The organism is Streptomyces lothianensis, from assembly GCF_047779955.1.
Taxonomy (GTDB): Bacteria; Actinomycetota; Actinomycetes; order Streptomycetales; family Streptomycetaceae; genus Streptomyces.
The window spans coordinates 42,045-59,461 of the sequence record NZ_JBLMKT010000041.1; the positions used below are offsets into that span (position 1 = coordinate 42,045).

General features: G+C 72.2%; 15 protein-coding genes. 4 read left to right on the forward strand and 11 right to left on the reverse strand.

The annotated features are described in order from the left end of the window. Positions 1–7 precede the first annotated feature (7 nt). From ACLF6P_RS14880 to ACLF6P_RS14915, 8 genes are all read right to left on the reverse strand, one after another. The gene (locus tag ACLF6P_RS14880; RefSeq protein WP_415950730.1) at positions 8–1,063 is read right to left on the reverse strand and encodes a PDR/VanB family oxidoreductase; all 1,056 of its coding nucleotides are present in this window, start codon (positions 1,061–1,063) and stop codon (positions 8–10) included. Position 1,064: 1 nt separating this feature from the next. Further along, positions 1,065–1,979, reverse strand: coding sequence for a metal-dependent hydrolase (locus ACLF6P_RS14885; RefSeq protein ID WP_415950731.1), 915 nt, complete (start codon positions 1,977–1,979; stop codon positions 1,065–1,067). Between the two features lie 71 nt (positions 1,980–2,050). Continuing rightward, on the reverse strand, positions 2,051–4,132 hold the full coding sequence (locus tag ACLF6P_RS14890) for a hypothetical protein (protein ID WP_415950732.1): 2,082 nt from the start codon (positions 4,130–4,132) through the stop codon (positions 2,051–2,053). A 53-nt stretch (positions 4,133–4,185) separates the two neighbouring features. Next, a complete protein-coding gene (locus ACLF6P_RS14895; protein ID WP_415950733.1) occupies positions 4,186–5,232 on the reverse strand; it encodes a DUF1996 domain-containing protein in 1,047 nt (348 codons plus the stop codon). A gap of 192 nt (positions 5,233–5,424) precedes the next feature. After that, entirely contained in the window at positions 5,425–6,423 is a 999-nt protein-coding gene (locus tag ACLF6P_RS14900; protein WP_415950734.1) for an NAD-dependent epimerase/dehydratase family protein, read from the reverse strand. Between the two features lie 203 nt (positions 6,424–6,626). Beyond that, positions 6,627–7,658 carry a glutamine synthetase gene (gene glnII, locus ACLF6P_RS14905; protein ID WP_415950735.1) on the reverse strand — a complete coding sequence of 344 codons (1,032 nt, stop codon included), beginning with the start codon at positions 7,656–7,658 and terminating at the stop codon, positions 6,627–6,629. A gap of 251 nt (positions 7,659–7,909) precedes the next feature. Next, the gene (locus tag ACLF6P_RS14910) at positions 7,910–9,118 is read right to left on the reverse strand and encodes an ARPP-2 domain-containing protein (protein WP_415950736.1); all 1,209 of its coding nucleotides are present in this window, start codon (positions 9,116–9,118) and stop codon (positions 7,910–7,912) included. Then, entirely contained in the window at positions 9,115–10,560 is a 1,446-nt protein-coding gene (locus tag ACLF6P_RS14915; protein WP_415950737.1) for a hypothetical protein, read from the reverse strand. The genes ACLF6P_RS14910 and ACLF6P_RS14915 overlap by 4 nt, the downstream gene beginning before the upstream one ends. A gap of 195 nt (positions 10,561–10,755) precedes the next feature. Here ACLF6P_RS14915 and ACLF6P_RS14920 point away from each other — a divergent pair, with 195 nt between their 5' ends. Further along, a complete protein-coding gene (locus tag ACLF6P_RS14920) occupies positions 10,756–11,709 on the forward strand; it encodes a Gfo/Idh/MocA family protein (RefSeq protein ID WP_415950738.1) in 954 nt (317 codons plus the stop codon). A 43-nt stretch (positions 11,710–11,752) separates the two neighbouring features. Here the strand turns inward: ACLF6P_RS14920 and ACLF6P_RS14925 are convergent, their stop codons facing one another. Next, complete coding sequence (locus ACLF6P_RS14925; RefSeq protein ID WP_415950739.1) at positions 11,753–12,124, reverse strand: arsenate reductase family protein; 372 nt, start codon at positions 12,122–12,124, stop codon at positions 11,753–11,755. A 175-nt stretch (positions 12,125–12,299) separates the two neighbouring features. Here ACLF6P_RS14925 and ACLF6P_RS14930 point away from each other — a divergent pair, with 175 nt between their 5' ends. The 3 genes from ACLF6P_RS14930 (at position 12,300) to ACLF6P_RS14940 (ending at position 14,121) form a co-directional block, all read left to right on the forward strand. Continuing rightward, positions 12,300–12,605, forward strand: a complete 306-nt coding sequence (locus tag ACLF6P_RS14930; RefSeq protein WP_415950740.1) for a hypothetical protein — start codon at positions 12,300–12,302, stop codon at positions 12,603–12,605. 107 nt (positions 12,606–12,712) lie between these two features. Next, complete coding sequence (locus ACLF6P_RS14935; RefSeq protein ID WP_415950741.1) at positions 12,713–13,126, forward strand: DUF4180 domain-containing protein; 414 nt, start codon at positions 12,713–12,715, stop codon at positions 13,124–13,126. Beyond that, positions 13,123–14,121 carry an asparaginase gene (locus ACLF6P_RS14940; protein WP_415950742.1) on the forward strand — a complete coding sequence of 333 codons (999 nt, stop codon included), beginning with the start codon at positions 13,123–13,125 and terminating at the stop codon, positions 14,119–14,121. The genes ACLF6P_RS14935 and ACLF6P_RS14940 overlap by 4 nt, the downstream gene beginning before the upstream one ends. A gap of 72 nt (positions 14,122–14,193) precedes the next feature. Here the strand turns inward: ACLF6P_RS14940 and ACLF6P_RS14945 are convergent, their stop codons facing one another. Further along, positions 14,194–15,603, reverse strand: coding sequence for a hypothetical protein (locus tag ACLF6P_RS14945; RefSeq protein ID WP_415950743.1), 1,410 nt, complete (start codon positions 15,601–15,603; stop codon positions 14,194–14,196). 290 nt (positions 15,604–15,893) lie between these two features. After that, a complete protein-coding gene (locus ACLF6P_RS14950; protein ID WP_415950744.1) occupies positions 15,894–17,198 on the reverse strand; it encodes a M20 metallopeptidase family protein in 1,305 nt (434 codons plus the stop codon). Positions 17,199–17,417 lie beyond the last annotated feature (219 nt).

Consider the following 17,417-nt stretch of genomic DNA (forward strand, 5'->3'; position numbering starts at 1 on the left):
CCGGCCCCTACAGGTCAAGGGCGACCTTTCCGCCACGCGCCCGCGAGACGCAGATCAGCATCGAGCCGTCCCGCTCGCCGTCGTCGAGCAGCTCGTCTCGGTGGTCCACCTCCCCGGCGAGCACCCGCTGTTGGCAGGTTCCGCAGAAGCCCTGCTGACAGGAGTACGCGGTGTCCGGCAACTCCCGCCGTACGGCCGTGAGCGCGCTCTCGTCGGCGGCCACGGTCACCGTACGGCCGCTGCGCCGCAGTTCGATCTCGAAGGGCTCGTCGCCCTCGACGGGGCCGGCCGCCGTGAACCGCTCCAGATGCAGCGTGCACCCGGCGGGCAGCCGTGCGGCCACCGCGTCCATCAGCGGCTCGGGTCCGCAGCAGTACACGTCTGCCGCCTGCCGCACGTCCGCGAACAGCGCACCGAGATCCGGCCGCCCCGCCTCGTCCTCGGCCACGACCGTGAGCCGCTCCGGCCCGGCGAGCTTCTCGACCTCCGCGAGGAACGGCATCGAGGACCGGCTGCGCCCGCAGTACAGCACCTGCCAGTCCGCGCCCGAGGCCTCGGCGACGTACAGCATCGGCAGGATCGGCGTGATGCCGATCCCGCCCGCGATGAACACGTACGCGTGCGAGGACTTCAGCGCGAACCGGTTCCGCGGCCCGCGCGCCTGCAGCCGCATCCCCTCCCGCAGCTCCTCGTGCACCTCGCGCGAGCCGCCCCGGCCGTCCTCGACCAGGCGGGTGGCGATGGTGTACGTGGTGGAGTCGGCCGGATCGCCGCACAGCGAGTACTGGCGCACCAGGCCCGAGGGCAGGCTCAGTTCCAGATGCGCTCCCGGCTCCCAGGGCGGCAGGTCCTGACCGTGCAGCTGCAGTTGTACGACGCCTTCGGCGATCTCCTCGCGGCGTCCGAGCCGCAGCGTGAGCGCCCGCCCGCGCGGGCGGCCCGAGGTGGGCACCGGCAGGGCGGGCAGCGGCCACAGCGGCGAGCGCCGGATCCGGCGGCGCAGGGCGCGGCGGGTCAGCAGCGCCGCACCGGCCACGGCGGCGACGGTACGCAGTCGGGGCATGTCAGGCGGCGCCCTTCTCGCGGGCGTCCGCGGCGAGCGCGGCCGGTGACGAGGCGAGGTAGGCGACGGCCTGGGCCGTGGAGCCCTCCTGCGAAGGGTGGTAGGCGCGGTCCAGATAGCGCGGGATGGAACGCGCCATCGCCCCGGCTGTGGGCAGCACGCCCTGCCGCCCCTTGGCGTGGAACTGGCGCCAGGTGGCCCGCCCGTCGGTGAGACTCGGATCGTTCTCCATGAAGAAGCGGGCGCCGCGCTGCCAGAGGAAGACCAGGGCGCTGAAGGCCGTGGCCCAGGTGCGCACCCGGCGCGCGTAGCCGCCGTCCACGTGCATGAACAGGTCGAAGGCCACCGAGCGGTGCTCGACCTCCTCGGCGCCGTGCCAGCGCAGCAGGTCCAGCATCGTCGGATCGGCGCCCTTGCGGTCCAGGCTTTCGGCGTTGAGCACCCAGTCGCCGAGGAACGCCGTGTAGTGCTCGATCGCCGCGATCAGCGCGACCCGCTCCATCAGCCACCACTTGCGCGCCTTGCCCGGCGGCAGCGTCCGGTCGCCCAGCAGCTTCTCGAACATCCAGTCGACCTGGGCGAGGTACGGCGCCGGGTCGAGGCCCTGTTCCTTGAGGTGCGGAAGGACCTCGTCATGGGCCTGGGCGTGCATCGCCTCCTGCCCGATGAACCCGATCACGTCCTCGCGCAGCTTCTCGTCCCTGATGTGCGGGAGGACCTGCTTGTAGACGTGCACGAACCAGCGCTCACCCGCGGGCAGCAGCAGATGCAGCACGTTGATGGTGTGCGTGGTGAACGGGTCGCCGGGTATCCAGTGCAGCGGCGTCTCCTCCCAGGCGAAGGAGACCTTGCGTGCCTTCAGCGCGACGTGCTCCGAGGTGACGGGCTGCGGGAGCCGGACCTGCGTATTAGACATGGCGTCAATGTACTGGCGGGTAAGCGCTGTGCAACACCCCTCTGCGGCCAGGAGTTGTCACAGCGCGAAGCTCAGCGCAGGGCGTCCACCCGGTCCCCGTTCGCCAGGCGCCCGTCCAGCTCCGCGCGGGCGCCCTCCTCGGCGGGCGCCGCGAGGGTGCTGCCCTCGGCGGAGGCCTCGACGCCGCCCGAGGCGGTGATCGAGGCGACCTGGCGGCTGCCCGCCGCAAGGAGGTACCAGGCGCCGTCCCGTGACTTCCACAGCACCCCCGAGAGCACCTTCGGATCGCGCGGCCCGCAGGCCGGCGAATCCTCGGCGCGCGCGGCGATCGCCCCGGTCGGCTTGCCCTGCGCCTGGAACTGGGCGAGCGTACGGCTGCCCGCGCCCCGCCAGGTGTCGGCGCGGGTGCACACCCAGCTCGCGGTGCCGTTGTCCTCGGGCAGCTCCTGGGACGCGTATGCCCAGGAGTTGACGGACCGCACCCCCTGCGAGGCCACCGTCGGCAGCAGACAGGCGGTCCTGGCCCAGCTCTCGCGGGCCTTGCCGCCCGAGACCTCGCGCGGCGCGCCCGGGCGGCCCGCGGTGAGATGCGCCGGGGTGAGCTCGCCGAGGTCGGTGACGGTGCGGGTGGTGTCGTGGTCGCCGAGTTCGAGGACGTTCCAGGACGTGCAGCCGCCCGCTGCCCGCCCCGATCCGGCCGCCACCCGGCCGGCCACCGGATCGGTCACCCCGTCCTCGCCGCGCCGCAACTCACGCGGCTTCGCGGAGGCATCGGCGAGGTCGCGGACCGCCGCCTCCCGCACCCAGGGAGCCGTGAGATAACGGACATTGCCGTCGACCCGGTTCACGACCAGCGCGCTCGCCGTGGCCGCACCGGCGCCGTCCACCCGCGCGAGGTCCAGGGCCGCGCCGCTCGTGCCCTTCGCCGGCTCCGCATACCGCGCGATCCGCAGCCCGTCGTACAGGATCACGACCCGCGCCTGGTCCACCTCACCCGCGTAAAGGAGCTGCGGAGGCCCCGGCGGTCCGCCCGAGGGGGTGCCGGGCGTGGCGGAGACCTGCACGCTCCCGCCGGGCCGCGCCCACACCGCGAGCGCCCGCCGCAGCAGCGCCTTGTCGCCGGTCAGGGAGCCGCGCGCGGGCCAGACCGAGAAATCGGTACGGGCCGAACGCTTCCACACCCCGGCGGCCACGGTGGTCAGCCGGTCCGGGTCGAGGGCCGCTTCGGAGGCCGGGTTCCTCGCATACGAGGGTGCCGCGGCGCCCCGTGGACCCCAGCCCTCGCCGGGCAGCCCGAGCAGCGCGGCGCAGACGACGAGCGCGGCGGTGGCGACGAGGGCCGCCTTGATGTGCTGGCGGCGGCGCACCAGGTCGGTGGGGCGGGCCTGCAGGGAGCAGGGGTCGAACTCGGGGGAGTCCAGGAGCTCGTACGGGTCCGGGCCAGCGGGGCCACCGGGGCCAGCGGGGCCACCGGGGCCACCTGGGCCACCCGGGTCGACCGGGCCTTCCGCGCCTTCCGGGCCGTCCGCATCGTCCGTGCCGCGGACACCCTCCTCCAGGGCGTCCGCCTCCGCCAGCGCCGCGAACGGATCGTCGACTCCGGCCGCGAAGAGGATCGCGTGTACCTCGGAGTCGGGCAGCGCTTCGAGACCGCGCAGCACGAAGACGGCGCGGGCCGGACCGGACAGGGCGGAGAGCCGCTGGTCCAGGGCGAGTTCATCGGCTCCGCCCGAACGCGGGAACAGCCTCAGCCCCCACACCTGCGGCAGCAGCGGTGGCACCTGGGCCCGCTTCGGCCAGGCCAGGCGCCGCAGCGGCAGCCCCGCCTCGAGCGCGGCCCGCAGCACCCGCAGCCGTACATACGCATAGCCCGGATCGCCGCGCCGGCCCTCGGCCCCGCCCGCCCGCTGCTCCGGGAAGGCCGGCGCCTCGCCCGGGGTGCGGCCCCTGGGCAGGGCGCGCTGGACCAGCGCGTGCGCGGTCAGGACCCGGCGGTTGCGGCCGAGACTCGGCGGCAGCACGAGATAGCCGATCCGCACGAGCCGCGGATAGTGCTCCACGATGGCCGCCTCGGCCTGTTCGAAGGCGACGGCGGGACAGACCGGGGCGGCGGGATCCTGGGCGGGGCGGGTGGCGACATCCGGAGAGCTCACGTTCAGCAGAACGAGTGAGTCTTGGGATGGTCACTCGAACAGGTCCCGAGGGCTCAACGGCAGCGCAGGCCGTCGTTGATGCACTCCACCATGCGCCGCATCTCGTCCTCGTCGAAGACGTTGATGAAGTCGCCGTGGTCGGTGATCGGCTTGTGCAGCTGCTCGGGGAACGAGTCCACCGCGAAGTTCGGCTCCGCCGGTACGTCGTACACGATCCGCTGCACGAGCTGCGGTACGGCCCTGAACCCGTCCGGGCAGCGGCCGTCCTCGTCGGCGAAGGCCACATGGCTGCGGTGGTCGGCGCTGTCGGTGTTCCGCCCGTCCCAGCAGCTCTGGAACCTGAAGGTGCGCACCACTTTGGAGCCTTCGGGGCAGAGCGGGTACCGGTCCGCGACCTGCCGGTCCTCGAAACCGGTGCAGCTCCAGGAGGCGTTGGCGTTCGCGTCGCCGTTGGTGAAGGCCTTCGCATCGCCGGTGATGATCCGCAGGAAGCGCGGCATCGCGACGACCCTGCCGCGCGGGTTGCCCACGAACTCCAGGGTGACGTCCTCGGGCGTCTGGATCTCGCCCACGTTCTTGTCGTTGCCGCCGCCGTCGGCCTGTGCGTCGTCCTCGTCCCGACCGTTCTGGATCCGCAGGACCGGCCAGTAGTAGGTGGACCTGTCCCGCTGGTTGTCGCAGGTCGTCCGGCCGTTCGCGAGATCCTCGTCGTCGGAGAAGGCGTCCGTGGCCTGGTTGCCGATGTAGTCGTGCATGTGCTGGGCGCCGTTGGGGACGCCCGGGGCGACGATGACGTTGTCCGGGTTGAACTTGCCGTTCTCGTTCGTCCCGCAGCGGCTGGTGAAGCTGCCTTGCGAGGCGCCGCGCCCGGGGCGGATGCCCTCCGCGTTCGGCGCGACGTCCTCGATCGGCACGAAGTCCCCGGGCGAGGGACCGTTCCCGGCCTGCCCGTTTCCGCCTTGTTCGTCCCCGGCTTGTCCGTCACCGGCCTGCGCGTCCTCCCTGCCCCGACGGTCCTCCCTGTCCTGCCCGGCCTGCGTGCTCTGTTCGGCCCGCCCGCCGGGCTCTTCGGTCGCCGAGGCGTAGAAGTTGGCCGTCACCAGGCCACCGGCCCCCAGAATCAGGGCCGTTGAAGCGGCCAGGGCGCGACCGGCCAGCCTGGAGCGTTTGTGTGATCCTTGACGAGATATGCGTCCCATGGGGCTGGGTACGCGAAGGATCACGGATCTGTTCAACCGCCCCAGCGGTCTCAACCGTCCCTGGCGAGTCAACCCGTCGTCCCTGATGCGGCACTAGAGAGTCTCGCCGAGCACCTTGGCCTCCACCTCGGGATCGACGCCCTTGCCCGGCCGGTCCGGCCGTTGCGGAGCCGTACCACCGATCGCCTGGAGCCACGCCCAGGTGTCGGCGACGGTCTCGCGCACCGGACGGCAGCGCAGCCCGGTGGCGAGCGCACGGGAGACATCGCTGGTGTGCAGGGCGTCGTGCATGTCACTGCCCGGCGGCACCCACACCGGCAGCTGCGTCCACGGCTCGATCCCGGCATCGAGGATCACCTGCGGCTCGGTCCAGCGCAGCTCGGCATCCGAACCGACCACGTCCACCACGGAGTCGAGGAACCCGCCCATGGTGGTGTGCCCGGACGGACTCACCATGTTGTACGGGCCGCTCAGACCGGCCTCGACGGCATCGAGGATCCACTCGGCCGTGTCCCGCACATCCACGTAGCTCAACGGCAGTTCCCGCGGCCCCGGCGCAAGGACCGGACCGCCGCGCGCGATCCGCCCCAGCCACCAGGGCAGCCGCCCGATGTTCTCGTACGGCCCGAGCAGCAGCCCGGCCCGCACATGCAGCGCACCCTCCGCCCCGAACTCCCGCTCCACCGCGAGCTCGGCCCCCCGCTTGGCCTGTGCGTAGTCCTCGCAGGAGCCGGAGTCCGGATCACCCGCCACCACCGGAGCGCTCTCGTCGAACCCGGCGGGCGGCGCCCAGGTGTACACCGACAGACTCGACACATACGCGTACGTCGCCACGCGCCCCCTGAGCAGTCGCGCACTGTCCCGCACGGCGCCCGGCTCCTTCGACCAGGTGTCGACCACGGCATCCCACTCGCCCCCGGCGAGTGCGTCAAGACCGCCTGTCTCGGTGCGGTCCCCGTGCACCGCGGTCACCCCGTCCGGGGCCGGATGGCTGCCGCGGTGGAAGACGGTGACCTCCCACCCCCGCGCAAGCGCCCGCTCCGTAACCGCCCGTCCTGCGAACTCGGTGCCACCGAGGATCAGAAGTCTCATACGGCGATCGTGCCCGAGCGGACGGGGGAGCGGAACGGACCTCTGCTCACGGCAGACAGCGAACACCGAAGGAGGCCCGCCCGCCGCACACCGTGGGAGGTCCGCCTGCCGAACACCGAACGGCGCCCGTGTCGCACACCGAAAGGCGCCCGCCGTGAACTTCCACGACGGGCGCCCTCGAAGCCGAAGTCTTGTCCGGTGGATCAGACCTGCCCGGCCTTCTCCAGGCCCGTGCAGCACGTGTCCACGATCAGCCGGGTCACGACATACGGGTCGACGTTGGCGTTGGGACGGCGGTCCTCGATGTAGCCCTTGCCGTCCTGCTCGACCTGCCAGGGGATACGCACCGAGGCGCCGCGGTCCGAGACGCCGTAGCTGTACTCGTTCCACGGGGCGGTCTCGTGCAGGCCGGTCAGCCGGTCGTCGATGCCGGCGCCGTAGTGCTTGACGTGGTCGAGCGGCTTGGAGCCCTCGCCGAGCGCCTCACAGGCCGTGATGATCGCGTCGTAGCCCTCGCGCATGGCCTTCGTGGAGAAGTTGGTGTGTGCGCCCGCACCGTTCCAGTCGCCCTTGACCGGCTTCGGGTCGAGGGTCGCGGAGACGTTGAAGTCCTCGGCGGTGCGGTACAGCAGCCAGCGCGCGATCCACAGCTCGTCGGCGACCTGGAGCGGCGCGAGCGGACCGACCTGGAACTCCCACTGGCCCGGCATGACCTCGGCGTTGATGCCGGAGATCCCGAGACCGGCCGTCAGGCAGTGCTCCAGGTGCGCCTCGACGATGTCGCGGCCGTGGATCTCGTCCGCGCCGACACCGCAGTAGTAGCCGCCCTGCGGCGCCGGGAAGCCGCCGGCCGGGAAGCCGAGCGGGCGGTCGCCCTCGAAGAACGTGTACTCCTGCTCGATGCCGAAGATCGGCTCCTGCGCGGCGAACTTCTCCGCCACCTCGGACAGCTGCGCACGGGTGTTGGAGACGTGCGGCGTCATGTCCGTGTTCAGGACCTCGCACAGCACCAGGATGTGCTCGCCGCCGCGGATCGGGTCCGGGCAGGTGTAGGCGGGCTTGAGCACACAGTCGGAGGCGTGGCCCTCGGCCTGGTTGGTGCTCGATCCGTCGAAGCCCCAGATCGGCAGGTCCGCGAGACCGGAGACGGGGGTGTTCAGGATCTTCGTCTTGGAGCGCAGCTTCGCCGTCGGCGCGGTGCCGTCGATCCAGATGTACTCAGCCTTGAAGGTCACGGGCGCCATCCTTTGCGGGCGTTGCATGCGGGTGATGGGCAGGCGTCGCGGCGGTGCGGCGTCAGTCCTGTGGCGTGGGGTCTCGGTGGGTCCCCACGCCGTGGCCGCAGCTTGGCAATCCGCGATTTCCCGGCCATTGCCCGACTGTGAACCCCGTGTTACGCGCGTGACCCGGAGCCCTGGCGCACTTCCGGCCCGGCCCGTCCTCGGCTGCTCCGTAGCCCCTCCGCATCCCCTCCGCAGCTTCCCCGTCAGCCCCTCCGACGGCCGTCCGTGAACCGGTTCACGTCGTCGCCGAGCATCACCTGCTCGACGATCCGCCGCTTGAGCAGCCCGTCGAACCCGGCGGCCTCGATCCGCCGGATCAGCTCGGCGGGCGTCGCCCCGAGATCCGCCGCCGTGGACTCCAGCTCCCACTCGTTGCGGGCGAGCCGGGAGAGCAGATGCCCGCGCCGGATCTGGTTCTCGGTCAGCCGCATCGTCTTCAGATACGCGACCCGCCCCGACGGATCGGTGATCGCCTCCCCGATGTGCTGCTCGCGCTGCCGCTCGAACGGCGGCAGGAACCGGACGAGCCGGTAGCGGCCCATCCGGCGCAGCGGCCGGACGTCGTACGAGGTGTCGAGCAGCCCGCCCGCCATCACCTCGTCATGATCGCGCGCCCAGGCCCGCTCCTGCCCGACGGCTGCCGCACGCAGCGCCGCGAGTGAATTGATCCCGGTCCCGTCGATGCGCGCGGTGAACTCCGGTACCGGGCGGCCGAAATACGCGTGCTGGTACACCAGCTCCCCGTACAGGTCCTGCAGCAGAGTGGCGTGCAGCGCCCGGTAGTCGTCGGGATGCGGTACGACGAAGGCCGCCGCCGGCGCGTCGGCCGCGTACACCATCATTCCGCACTGCCCGGGCAGGATCTCGAAGATCCGCAGCGCCTCTTCGAGTCCCACGACCTCATGGCCCTCGAACGTCATCTCGGAGCGCGGCGACAGGCCGCGCCGCAGCGCCCGCGCCGACCATTCCTCCCACTGCACCGACGGACCGCCGAAGTGCAGCGAGAGGTAGCCCTCGAGCGCCAGGTGCAGCGGCAGGAACCGCACCCGCTGCGGTCCGGCTCGCTGGACGAGACGGCGCATCGGCACGGAGGGAAGCGGGCGCTCCCGGTCGAGGAGGTCCGCATGGCTCTCGTGCAGCTGGGTGCCGTACGCGGCCCGCCAGACGCCGTCCCGCGACCAGTCGGCGATCATGCCGTGCGGGATGTACGAGGTGTAGACCGTGCCGTCACCCGGCTCCACGGCGAGCAGCGCGTCCTCGAACAGTTCGCGGCGCAGTCGCAGATCCGTGATCGGCTTCTCGCGCACCAGCGGGACGAGGCGGATCCCGCCCCACACCTGCGAGGGCTTCGTGCTCAGACCGGTCAGGTCCAGCTTGGTCGGGCCCGGCCCGGTCAGGTTCGGCTCGCTCATGCCGTGCCCCCGGTGTCCGCCGCGCCCGGCCGCTTCTTCGTGAACATCTCGATCCTGTCGTCCAGATACGCCCGCAGCTCCGACAGCCCCGTCCGCCCCTCCGCGAACTGCGCCAGCTCCACCAGCGCGGGCAGATCCTCCGCATCGCGCACACCTGCCGTCGGCACGCTCGGCGCGAGCCGCCGCACGTCGAAGGAGGCCGCGTCGTATACCGGGTTGAGGTGCACCGCACGGGTGCGGCGCTCCGGGTCGAGCCGGCTGCGCCACACTCGCAGCACCTCGCCGGCCAGCCCCGGCGGCGCGTTGTCCCAGCCGTCCGAGACGATCACCAGGCGGGCGGGGGAGTGGTCGAGCGCGTCCAGGACGCGCAGGCCGAGCGGGGTGTGTCCGTAGGGGTACGTGAGCAGCGCGTCCCGGCGGCCCGACGTCCACAACGGCACGTATTCACCGGCCAGTTCCGCGAGCAGGAAGTGGCAGGCGAGCGCCACTGCGAGCGGGCGGCGCCGCTTCTGCCCCGAGCCGTACGCCGAGAAGCTGTCGTCGAGCACCGCCCCGACCTTCCCCCACGTCCCCGCGTACGGACCGGCCGTCCGGCGCGCGGCCGCCCGCAGCGCACCGGTCAGCTCCGCCCGCCGCTCGGCGCGTACGGACAGGTCGAGGGACAGCACGTACGAGGCGAGCCGGGTCAGCGGCATCCGCGCCAGATCGACGTCGAGCGCCGTCCTGCGCTCGCGCGCGGACTCCCGCAGCCGCAGCTGCTCGTGCCGTGTCATCCGCGGCGCGATCCGCTCCAGGAAGACCTCGCGCGGGATGCCGTGCCGGGCCGCGAAGCCCTCGGCGACCGTGTACGGCAGCTCGTACACCGCGCCCTGCTCGTGGCGCGCCCGGCGGTGGGCGTCGAGCAGCGGGCGCTCGTAGCGCGTGCGGGCACGCGGCGCGAACAGGAAGTCGCCCAGCTCCTCGTCGAGCGGCAGATGCGCATGCCGTACGGCCGTCTTGAAACCGCCGCGGTACTTCACCGCGTCGAAGCCGGCGTCCCGGCGCGCGGCCAGCCAGTCCCGCATGATGGCCCGGGTGCGCCGGTTGTTGACCTTCGCGCGGCGCAGCCCGGCGAAGATCCGGTACACGCGCTGCGGCGGCAGCACGGCGAGTCGCGCCGCGATCAGCCGGCCCTCGGTGCGCTTCTGCCCGGTGCTCGCCTCGCCCGCCGTGACCAGGAGCTGCTGCACGATCCGGGCGGCGTTGTGGTCGTTGATGTCGAGGGCGAGCGTGGCGGCGTACAGATCGCGGTAGTTGACCCGTACGTACTCGTGCAGGAAGTCCAGCGACATCTGCTGCTCCTCCGCGCCGGAGCGGAACTCGCGCTGGCCGGTGGAGGCGATCGCCGCGTTGACGAAGAGGAGCACGTCCTCGGCGGCGACGAGGTCCGCGTACGTTTCCATGAGTCCCCCCCGCGAGCCCCCCGTGAGCGAAAGGCGGCCGCCAGATCCCCGTGCAACAAGCGAAGCCGGCCGGGGAATGAGGGGGCGAGCGGCGAATGCATTGCTGTACAGGCAAGAGTCGGAAGTCGCACCGGAGTCCCGCGGCCGGCCCCTCGAACCTAACACCGCACCAGCCCTGCCCCATCATGGTTTTCCATGACCACCACGGCGACGAAACCTACGGCGAACCCTACGGCGAACCCCACGACGAACTCCCCGACAGCCGCGCCCCTGCGCGTAGGACTCCTCGGCACCGGCCCCTGGGCGAGTCGCGTCCACGGCCCCGCGCTCGCCGCACACGCCGGTGTGCGGCTCGTCGGCGTCTGGGGGCGGCGGCCCGAGGCGGCCGCGCTGCTGGCGAAGGAGCTCGGCACTCAGGCCTACGACGATGTGGAGGCGCTGTTCGACGAGGTGGACGCGGTCGCCATCGCGCTGCCGCCCGACGTCCAGGCGCCGCTCGCCGCCAGGGCGGCCCGGGCCGGATGCCACCTGCTGCTCGACAAGCCCGTCGCCACCGGCTTCGAAGCCGCCCGCGAACTCGCCGAAGCGGCCGCCGGCGTGGCCTCGGTGGTCTTCTTCACGCTGCGCTTCTCGGCGCAGGCCGGGCCCTGGATCGAGGAACAGGCGGGCGGCGAGGGGTGGTTCAGCGGGCGCGTCGACTGGATCGGCTCCCTCTACGCGCCCGGTGTGAAGAGCCCGTATGCCGCATCGCCCTGGCGCCGGGAGCGCGGCGCCCTGTGGGACGTCGGTCCGCACGCCCTGTCCGTGCTGCTGCCCGTACTCGGTGACGTCACCGAGGTGACCGCGCTGCGCGGCCCCGCCGACACCGTCCAGGTCCTGCTCCGGCACACCTCCGGCGCCGCCGGCAGCATGGCGCTCAGCCTCACCGCGCCCGAGGCGGCGGCCGGCGTGGGCGCCGAGTTCCGGGGCGCGCGCGGGGTGGCGAGGCTGCCCGAGGTGTGGGGCGACGGCCCGCTCGCCTCCTACGGGACGGCGATCGACGCGCTCGTCGACTCCGTGCGCAACGGGGTGGCGCACCCCTGCGACGTACGCCTCGGCCTGCGGGTCACGGAGATCCTCGCGCAGGCCGAGGCGGCGCTCACGCGGTGAGCGGCCCGGTCGGCGCTCCGTGCTTCCACCGGGCCCAGGACTTTCAAAAGCGCCCGAGCGCGTCCCGTACCGCCTCCTCCGAGCGCGCCACCACCGCGGTGCCGTCCTGGGCCGTGATGATCGGCCGCTGGATCAGCTTCGGGTGCTCGGCGAGCGCTTTGATCCAGCGCGCCCGCCCGCTCTCATCCCGCGGCCAGGCCTCGCGGTCCTTCAGGTTCAGCTCCTTGGCGACCGGTTCCTGGGTGCGGGCGATGTCCCAGGGTTCGAGGCCGAGCCGCTTCAGCACGTCACGGATCTCGGCCTGCGTCGGCACGTCCTCCAGATACCGCCGCACGGTGTACTCGGCCCCCTCCGCGTCGAGCAGCGAGAGGGCGCTGCGGCACTTGGAACAGGCGGGATTGATCCAGATCTCCATGCCGGGAAGCGTACTGCGCGAGAGTGTCACGATCACCCTCAAGGGCCGTGTGGCCAGGGGCTTTTGTCAGTGGTGGGCAGTAGAATAGAAGCAGTGTTCGAGCTTGGGGCGTGAAGGTGCCGGCCGTGCCGCGGCCGGTGTCCCCACGGCTCCCGACCACCCCTGGAGGTTGCCCATGGTCCCTGCCGCACTCCGAGCCCAGTCGCCGCTGCGGTCCCAGACGGCGTTGCCGATCGACGTCCCCTACGTGCCGTTCGCCAAGAAGGCGCTGCCCGCGGGCCGGCCCCGCGAGTGGTACATCTCGCACAACCGCCGCCTCAAGGCCATGCGCCTCGCGATAGCCCTGCTCGACTCGGGCGTGTACCGGCCCGAGCAGGCCGACAACCACCGCATCCGCAGCACCGCGGACCTCGTCGGTATCCACCCGCCGTCCGAGACCACCTGCCACATGGTGCGCGCGCTGATGCGCTACACCCGCTGATCGACCGCGCGAAACCGCCGGGCGGGCCGAACTCCTCCGGCCTGCCCGGCAGTTGCCCGCACCGGCAGGGCGCCCCCGGCCACGCGCCACCCCGTAACCTCGACGCCATGACCGACCCGACGGACTCACCCGACTCACCCGACTCGCCTGTCCCGCCTGCCTCGCCCGACGTACGCCTGATCCACTCCGTTCCGGTGCTGATCCTGCCGCCCGAAGGCGACCCCGTCGCCCGAGAGCAGGACGCCCTCGACCTCATCGGCGAAGCCGGCTACCGCGGTGCGCACTGGGCCGCCGTACCGGCCGAACGCTTCGCCCCCGACTTCTTGGTGCTGCGCACCCGGCTCGCGGGCGACGTCATCCAGAAGTTCGTCCAGTACGGGGTGAAACTCGCCGTGGTCGGCGACATCACCGCACACGTGGCCGCGAGCACCGCGCTGCGCGACTTCGTACGGGAATGCAACCGGGGCACGCAGACGTGGTTCGTCACCGACCTCGCCGAACTGGAGGACCGCCTGAAATGAGCACGGCCCGGGGGACCATCACCCTCCTCACCCTCGGCGGCACCATCGCCATGTCCGGCAACCCCGTCGCCGGTGTGGTCCCGCGCCTGACCGGCGCCGAACTCACGGCCGCCGTCCCCGCGCTGGCGGACCATCCGCTCGACGTCCGCGACGCCCATGCCGTCCCCAGCGCCAACCTCACCTTCGCCCAGCTCTTCGCCGTCGCCGAAGAGGCCTCGCAGGCGGTGCAGGCGGGCGCGGCGGGCGTGGTCATCACCCAGGGCACGGACACCCTGGAGGAGACCTCGTACCTCCTCGACCTGATCTGGCCGCACCCCGAGCCCCTGGTCCTCACGGGCGCGATGCGCAACCCCACCCTCGCGGGCGCGGACGGCCCGGCCAACCTCCTCGCCGCCGTACGTGTCGCCGCGTCCCCCGAGGCCCGCGACCTGGGCGCGCTCCTGGTCTTCAACGACGAGATCCACGCACCCCGTTGGGCCCGCAAGACCCACTCCACCAGCACGGCGACCTTCGCCTCCCCGAACACGGGCCCGCTCGGCCACATCATCGAAGGCACCCCACGCCTCCTCACCCGCCCACCCCGCCTCCCGGCACTACCGTCGGCAGCCGAGGCGTCAGCCATGGCCCGCGTCGCCCTCCACACGGTCACCCTGGACGACGACGCGGCACACCTCCCCCACCTCCGGCACCTCCCGGAAACCCACCAGGGCCTGGTGCTCGCGGCCTACGGAGTCGGCCACGTACCGGCCGCCCTCGCGCCGGTCCTGGGCGAACTGACCACCCACATCCCGGTGATCCTCACCTCCCGCACCGGCGCCGGCTCAACCCTCGCCTCCACCTACGCCTCCCCGGGCTCGGAATCCGACCTCCTGAACCGAGGCCTGACCAACGCCGGCCTCCTGGACCCCTACAAGTCCCGCATCCTCCTCCGCCTCCTGCTCTCCACCGGAGCGGACCGGGACCGCATCTCGGAAGAGTTCGCGCTACGGGGGTGAGGGGCGTGGACGAGAGGCGTGGACGAGAGGCGTGGACGAGGGGGACTGCTACCGGACCCCACGCCCCCGGCACTACGCCCGAATCCCAGCCGCCCACTTGCGCCGCCGCAGCACGTAGTCGTCGAACAGGTGGGCGCTGCGATCGAGCAGCGCGGCGACCTCGGCGTCGCCGCGCGGCACACCACCATCGGCCTGCCACCGCTGTACGGACATTTCGGCCCAGTGCCTCAGCCGCACGTCCTCATCGCCCAGCAGGCTTACGGCGACCCGAAGCTGAGGCAGCCCGCCCTTCTGCGTGAGCAGCCGGAACGCGGCACGGCGCGTGCGCGCGGCCCGACCGGGGGCCACCCGGTGCATGAGCCACTCCTCGGGCAGCTGCGCCGCGCTCGGCAGCAGAGCGGTCACCGCTTCCCGTACGACACCGGGCGACTCGTCGTCGATCAGCGGGAGCAGCCGTTCGGCGAACGCCAGGTCCAGCAGGCGCAGTCCGGCGACGGCTCGCGCGCGTACGGCCGCCCGTTCATGCCCCGCGTACCTCCACAGTGTCCCGGCGTCCGAGGCCCGCTCGCACTCGGCCAGCCCGATGACGGCACCGGGCGTGACGTCCTCACCCGTGCACAACTCCTGGTAGTACAGGTGGGGATCGTGTCCGTCCTGCCGTACGACATAGCGTGCACACGCGCGTACGAGCGCCGAGCGGTCGGTCAGGAAGTCAGGCGCCAGCCCGGCCCGCCCGAGCCGTCGCAGCGCCGTGACTCCCGCGGAGCGCGCCCGCGGATTCCGTGCCGCCAGCAGGGCTCCAAGCACGTCGTCGGCAGTTGCCTCCGTTACGTCACGCAGTGCGGCGTCGGCGCAGAGCCGCTGCACCACGGTGTCCGGGTCGTCGACCGCCGTCCGGGCCGACTCCCGGGCGTCGAGCCACCGTTCCTCCAGGGCCCAGCGACAGGCCTCACGCCGCACGCGTACATCCGGGGAGCCGAGCAGGATCCCTATGGAGCCGTGGCCCACAGCCTTGCGCAGGAGCTCGGCCCCGAACTCCCCCCGCGCCCGCTTCCCGAGTCGCAGCACGGGAGCGGCGAGACGCGTGAGCGCATCGGCATCGCACGCGGGCATCGCTTCCAGAAGCACGTGCCGGGCGCACGTCCGCACAGGGTCTGCCCAGTCGGCGCAGCGCACGGCGACCAGCGGCAGCAGAGCCGTGCGCGCGGTCGGCCGCTGCAGCGCGCGCTCGCGTATCCGACCATTCGGATGGCACAGGGCGATCGCGGTCCGTTCGACCTCACCGAGGCCTGCCACCGTCCCTGGCCCTGTCCCCGACTGTGTTCCGAACAGCTTCCGCCGCGACGGGAGGAGCTGCGTGTGCCACCGCCCGATGTCCCGCACGGTGCGATCCCAGCCGAGCCACTCCCCGGCCGACCAGGACCGCACTGCCTGCTCCAGGTCCAGCTGTCCGCGTACGACGGCGATCACCGTGTCGTGCATGTCCGCACCTCGCTTCCGAGGTGCCGATGCTATGCGGGCGAATGCGGCCGGGGCGCTCCGGTTTTGGTCGCGTACTACGAGCCGGATGTGGCCGCGGGGTACGCCATGACCGGTGGCGACGTACGCAGTCGGCGACGACCCGAGGTTCGATCTGCCCGAGCACTGGACGTAGAGGGCGGCGCTTGGCGGCACGACGACTGCCCGGAGCGGGAGAGCTGAGCCGGCGACGCGATGAGGGCCTTCCCCCGCGGGACGGGCAGAGGCCCTCATCGCGCAGGTTCACCGAGGGCTCAGGTGCCGGGGAGAAGGCTGCCGTTGAGGTGGTCGAGAACGACGTGGGCGTGGAGGCGCACGCCGGTGGCCAGGGTGTCGTCGTCGACGTAGAAGTGCGGGTTGTGGTTGAACGCCATGCCGCGCCCGCCCTCGGTCGGCGTCGGTACGCCCTCGCTGTCGAACTCCAGGTCCTGGACGCCGAGCAGGACGTACAGGCCGCCGTACTCGTTGACGAACTCGGAGACATCGTCGTAGCCGAGTGTCGGCGGGGTCCGCGCCACGTTGTGTTCGCCGACGACGCGACGGAAGGTGGGAAGCGCGGCGGCCACCCACTCCCGGTGGTTGTGCACGGCGGGCACGTCCTGGAGGTATTCCGTGGTGCCGGTGCAGCGATATGCCTGCGCGGTGTGCTCGACCAGCGTGGAAAGCCGCTTCTGCACCTGCGTCATGTCCGCCTCGACGCTGCAGCGGACGGTGCCCCACAGTGTGACCGTCTGCCCGATGATGTTGAAACGGCCGACGTCCTCGATGTGGCCGATGGTGACCGTGATCGGGTCGAACGCGGTGATCTGCCGGTAGAGCTGCCCGATGCCGGTGAGGACGGCGCCGACCGCGGGCATCGGGTCGATGCCCTGCCACGGCGTGGAACCGTGCACCTGCCGACCGGTGATCACGATCTTGATCAGGCAGGAGGCGCCGAACTGGTTGCCGACCCGGTAGCCGACGGCCCCCTTGGGGAACGGGGCCACGTGCATGCCGAAGGCCATGGTCGGTACGGGGTCGTCGCACGCGCCCTCCTTCAGCATCTGGAGGGCGCCACCCTGTTCGTCGACGGGCGGTCCTTCCTCGGCGGGCTGGAACACGAACAGAACGGTTCCCGGGAGCCGGTCGCGCACCCCGGCCAGCACGGTGGCCGCGCCCAGCAGCATCGCGGTGTGCGCGTCGTGACCGCAGGCGTGCGAGACCGGGAAGGGACCACCGGGGTAGTCCTGGTCGACCGTCCGGGAGGCGAACGGCACCCCGCACAAATCCTCGACCGGCAGCGCATCGATGTCGGCCCGCAGCGCGACGACACGGTCGCCCGGTGCACCGCCGCGCAGGACACCGACCACGCCGTGACCGGCGAGACCGGTGCGCACCTCGTCCAGGCCGAGCGAGCGCAGGTGGTCCTCGATGAGCTTCGCCGTCGCACTCTCGCGGTTCGGCAGCTCCGGATGGCGGTGCAGGTGTTGACGCCAGGCGATCACCTGCCCCGCCACCTCCGTGACCCGGCGGTCCAGCTCGTCAGGGCCGAGATCGGGCATGCGGGCCTCCGTGGTCATCGACGAGGCTTCGAACGTAGCCGTGGCGGTGACCGTCCGGCCTGCCGCATTCGTACGAACGGGCGGTGCAGATCGGACGGAGTCGATGGAGCCGTGCCGATGGGGCGGTGCCGATGGAGCCGTGCCGATGCGGCGGGTGGAGGGCGGGCTGGTCGTAGGGGGGTCGCGGTCTCTGTCGGAGTGCCTCGCCTGCCGGGATCGCCCCGGTCCCTCGCGACG

Bases quoted from the DNA above. Each gene is read 5' to 3' on its own strand.
- ACLF6P_RS14880 (WP_415950730.1), bottom strand. From the start codon at position 1,063: ATGCCCCGACTGCGTACCGTCGCCGCCGTGGCCGGTGCGGCGCTGCTG.
- ACLF6P_RS14885 (WP_415950731.1), bottom strand. From the start codon at position 1,979: ATGTCTAATACGCAGGTCCGGCTCCCGCAGCCCGTCACCTCGGAGCAC.
- ACLF6P_RS14900 (WP_415950734.1), bottom strand. From the start codon at position 6,423: ATGAGACTTCTGATCCTCGGTGGCACCGAGTTCGCAGGACGGGCGGTT.
- ACLF6P_RS14910 (WP_415950736.1), bottom strand. From the start codon at position 9,118: ATGAGCGAGCCGAACCTGACCGGGCCGGGCCCGACCAAGCTGGACCTG.
- ACLF6P_RS14915 (WP_415950737.1), bottom strand. From the start codon at position 10,560: ATGGAAACGTACGCGGACCTCGTCGCCGCCGAGGACGTGCTCCTCTTC.
- ACLF6P_RS14920 (WP_415950738.1), top strand. From the start codon at position 10,756: ATGACCACCACGGCGACGAAACCTACGGCGAACCCTACGGCGAACCCC.
- ACLF6P_RS14925 (WP_415950739.1), bottom strand. From the start codon at position 12,124: ATGGAGATCTGGATCAATCCCGCCTGTTCCAAGTGCCGCAGCGCCCTC.
- ACLF6P_RS14930 (WP_415950740.1), top strand. From the start codon at position 12,300: ATGGTCCCTGCCGCACTCCGAGCCCAGTCGCCGCTGCGGTCCCAGACG.
- ACLF6P_RS14935 (WP_415950741.1), top strand. From the start codon at position 12,713: ATGACCGACCCGACGGACTCACCCGACTCACCCGACTCGCCTGTCCCG.
- ACLF6P_RS14940 (WP_415950742.1), top strand. From the start codon at position 13,123: ATGAGCACGGCCCGGGGGACCATCACCCTCCTCACCCTCGGCGGCACC.
- ACLF6P_RS14945 (WP_415950743.1), bottom strand. From the start codon at position 15,603: ATGCACGACACGGTGATCGCCGTCGTACGCGGACAGCTGGACCTGGAG.
- ACLF6P_RS14950 (WP_415950744.1), bottom strand. From the start codon at position 17,198: ATGACCACGGAGGCCCGCATGCCCGATCTCGGCCCTGACGAGCTGGAC.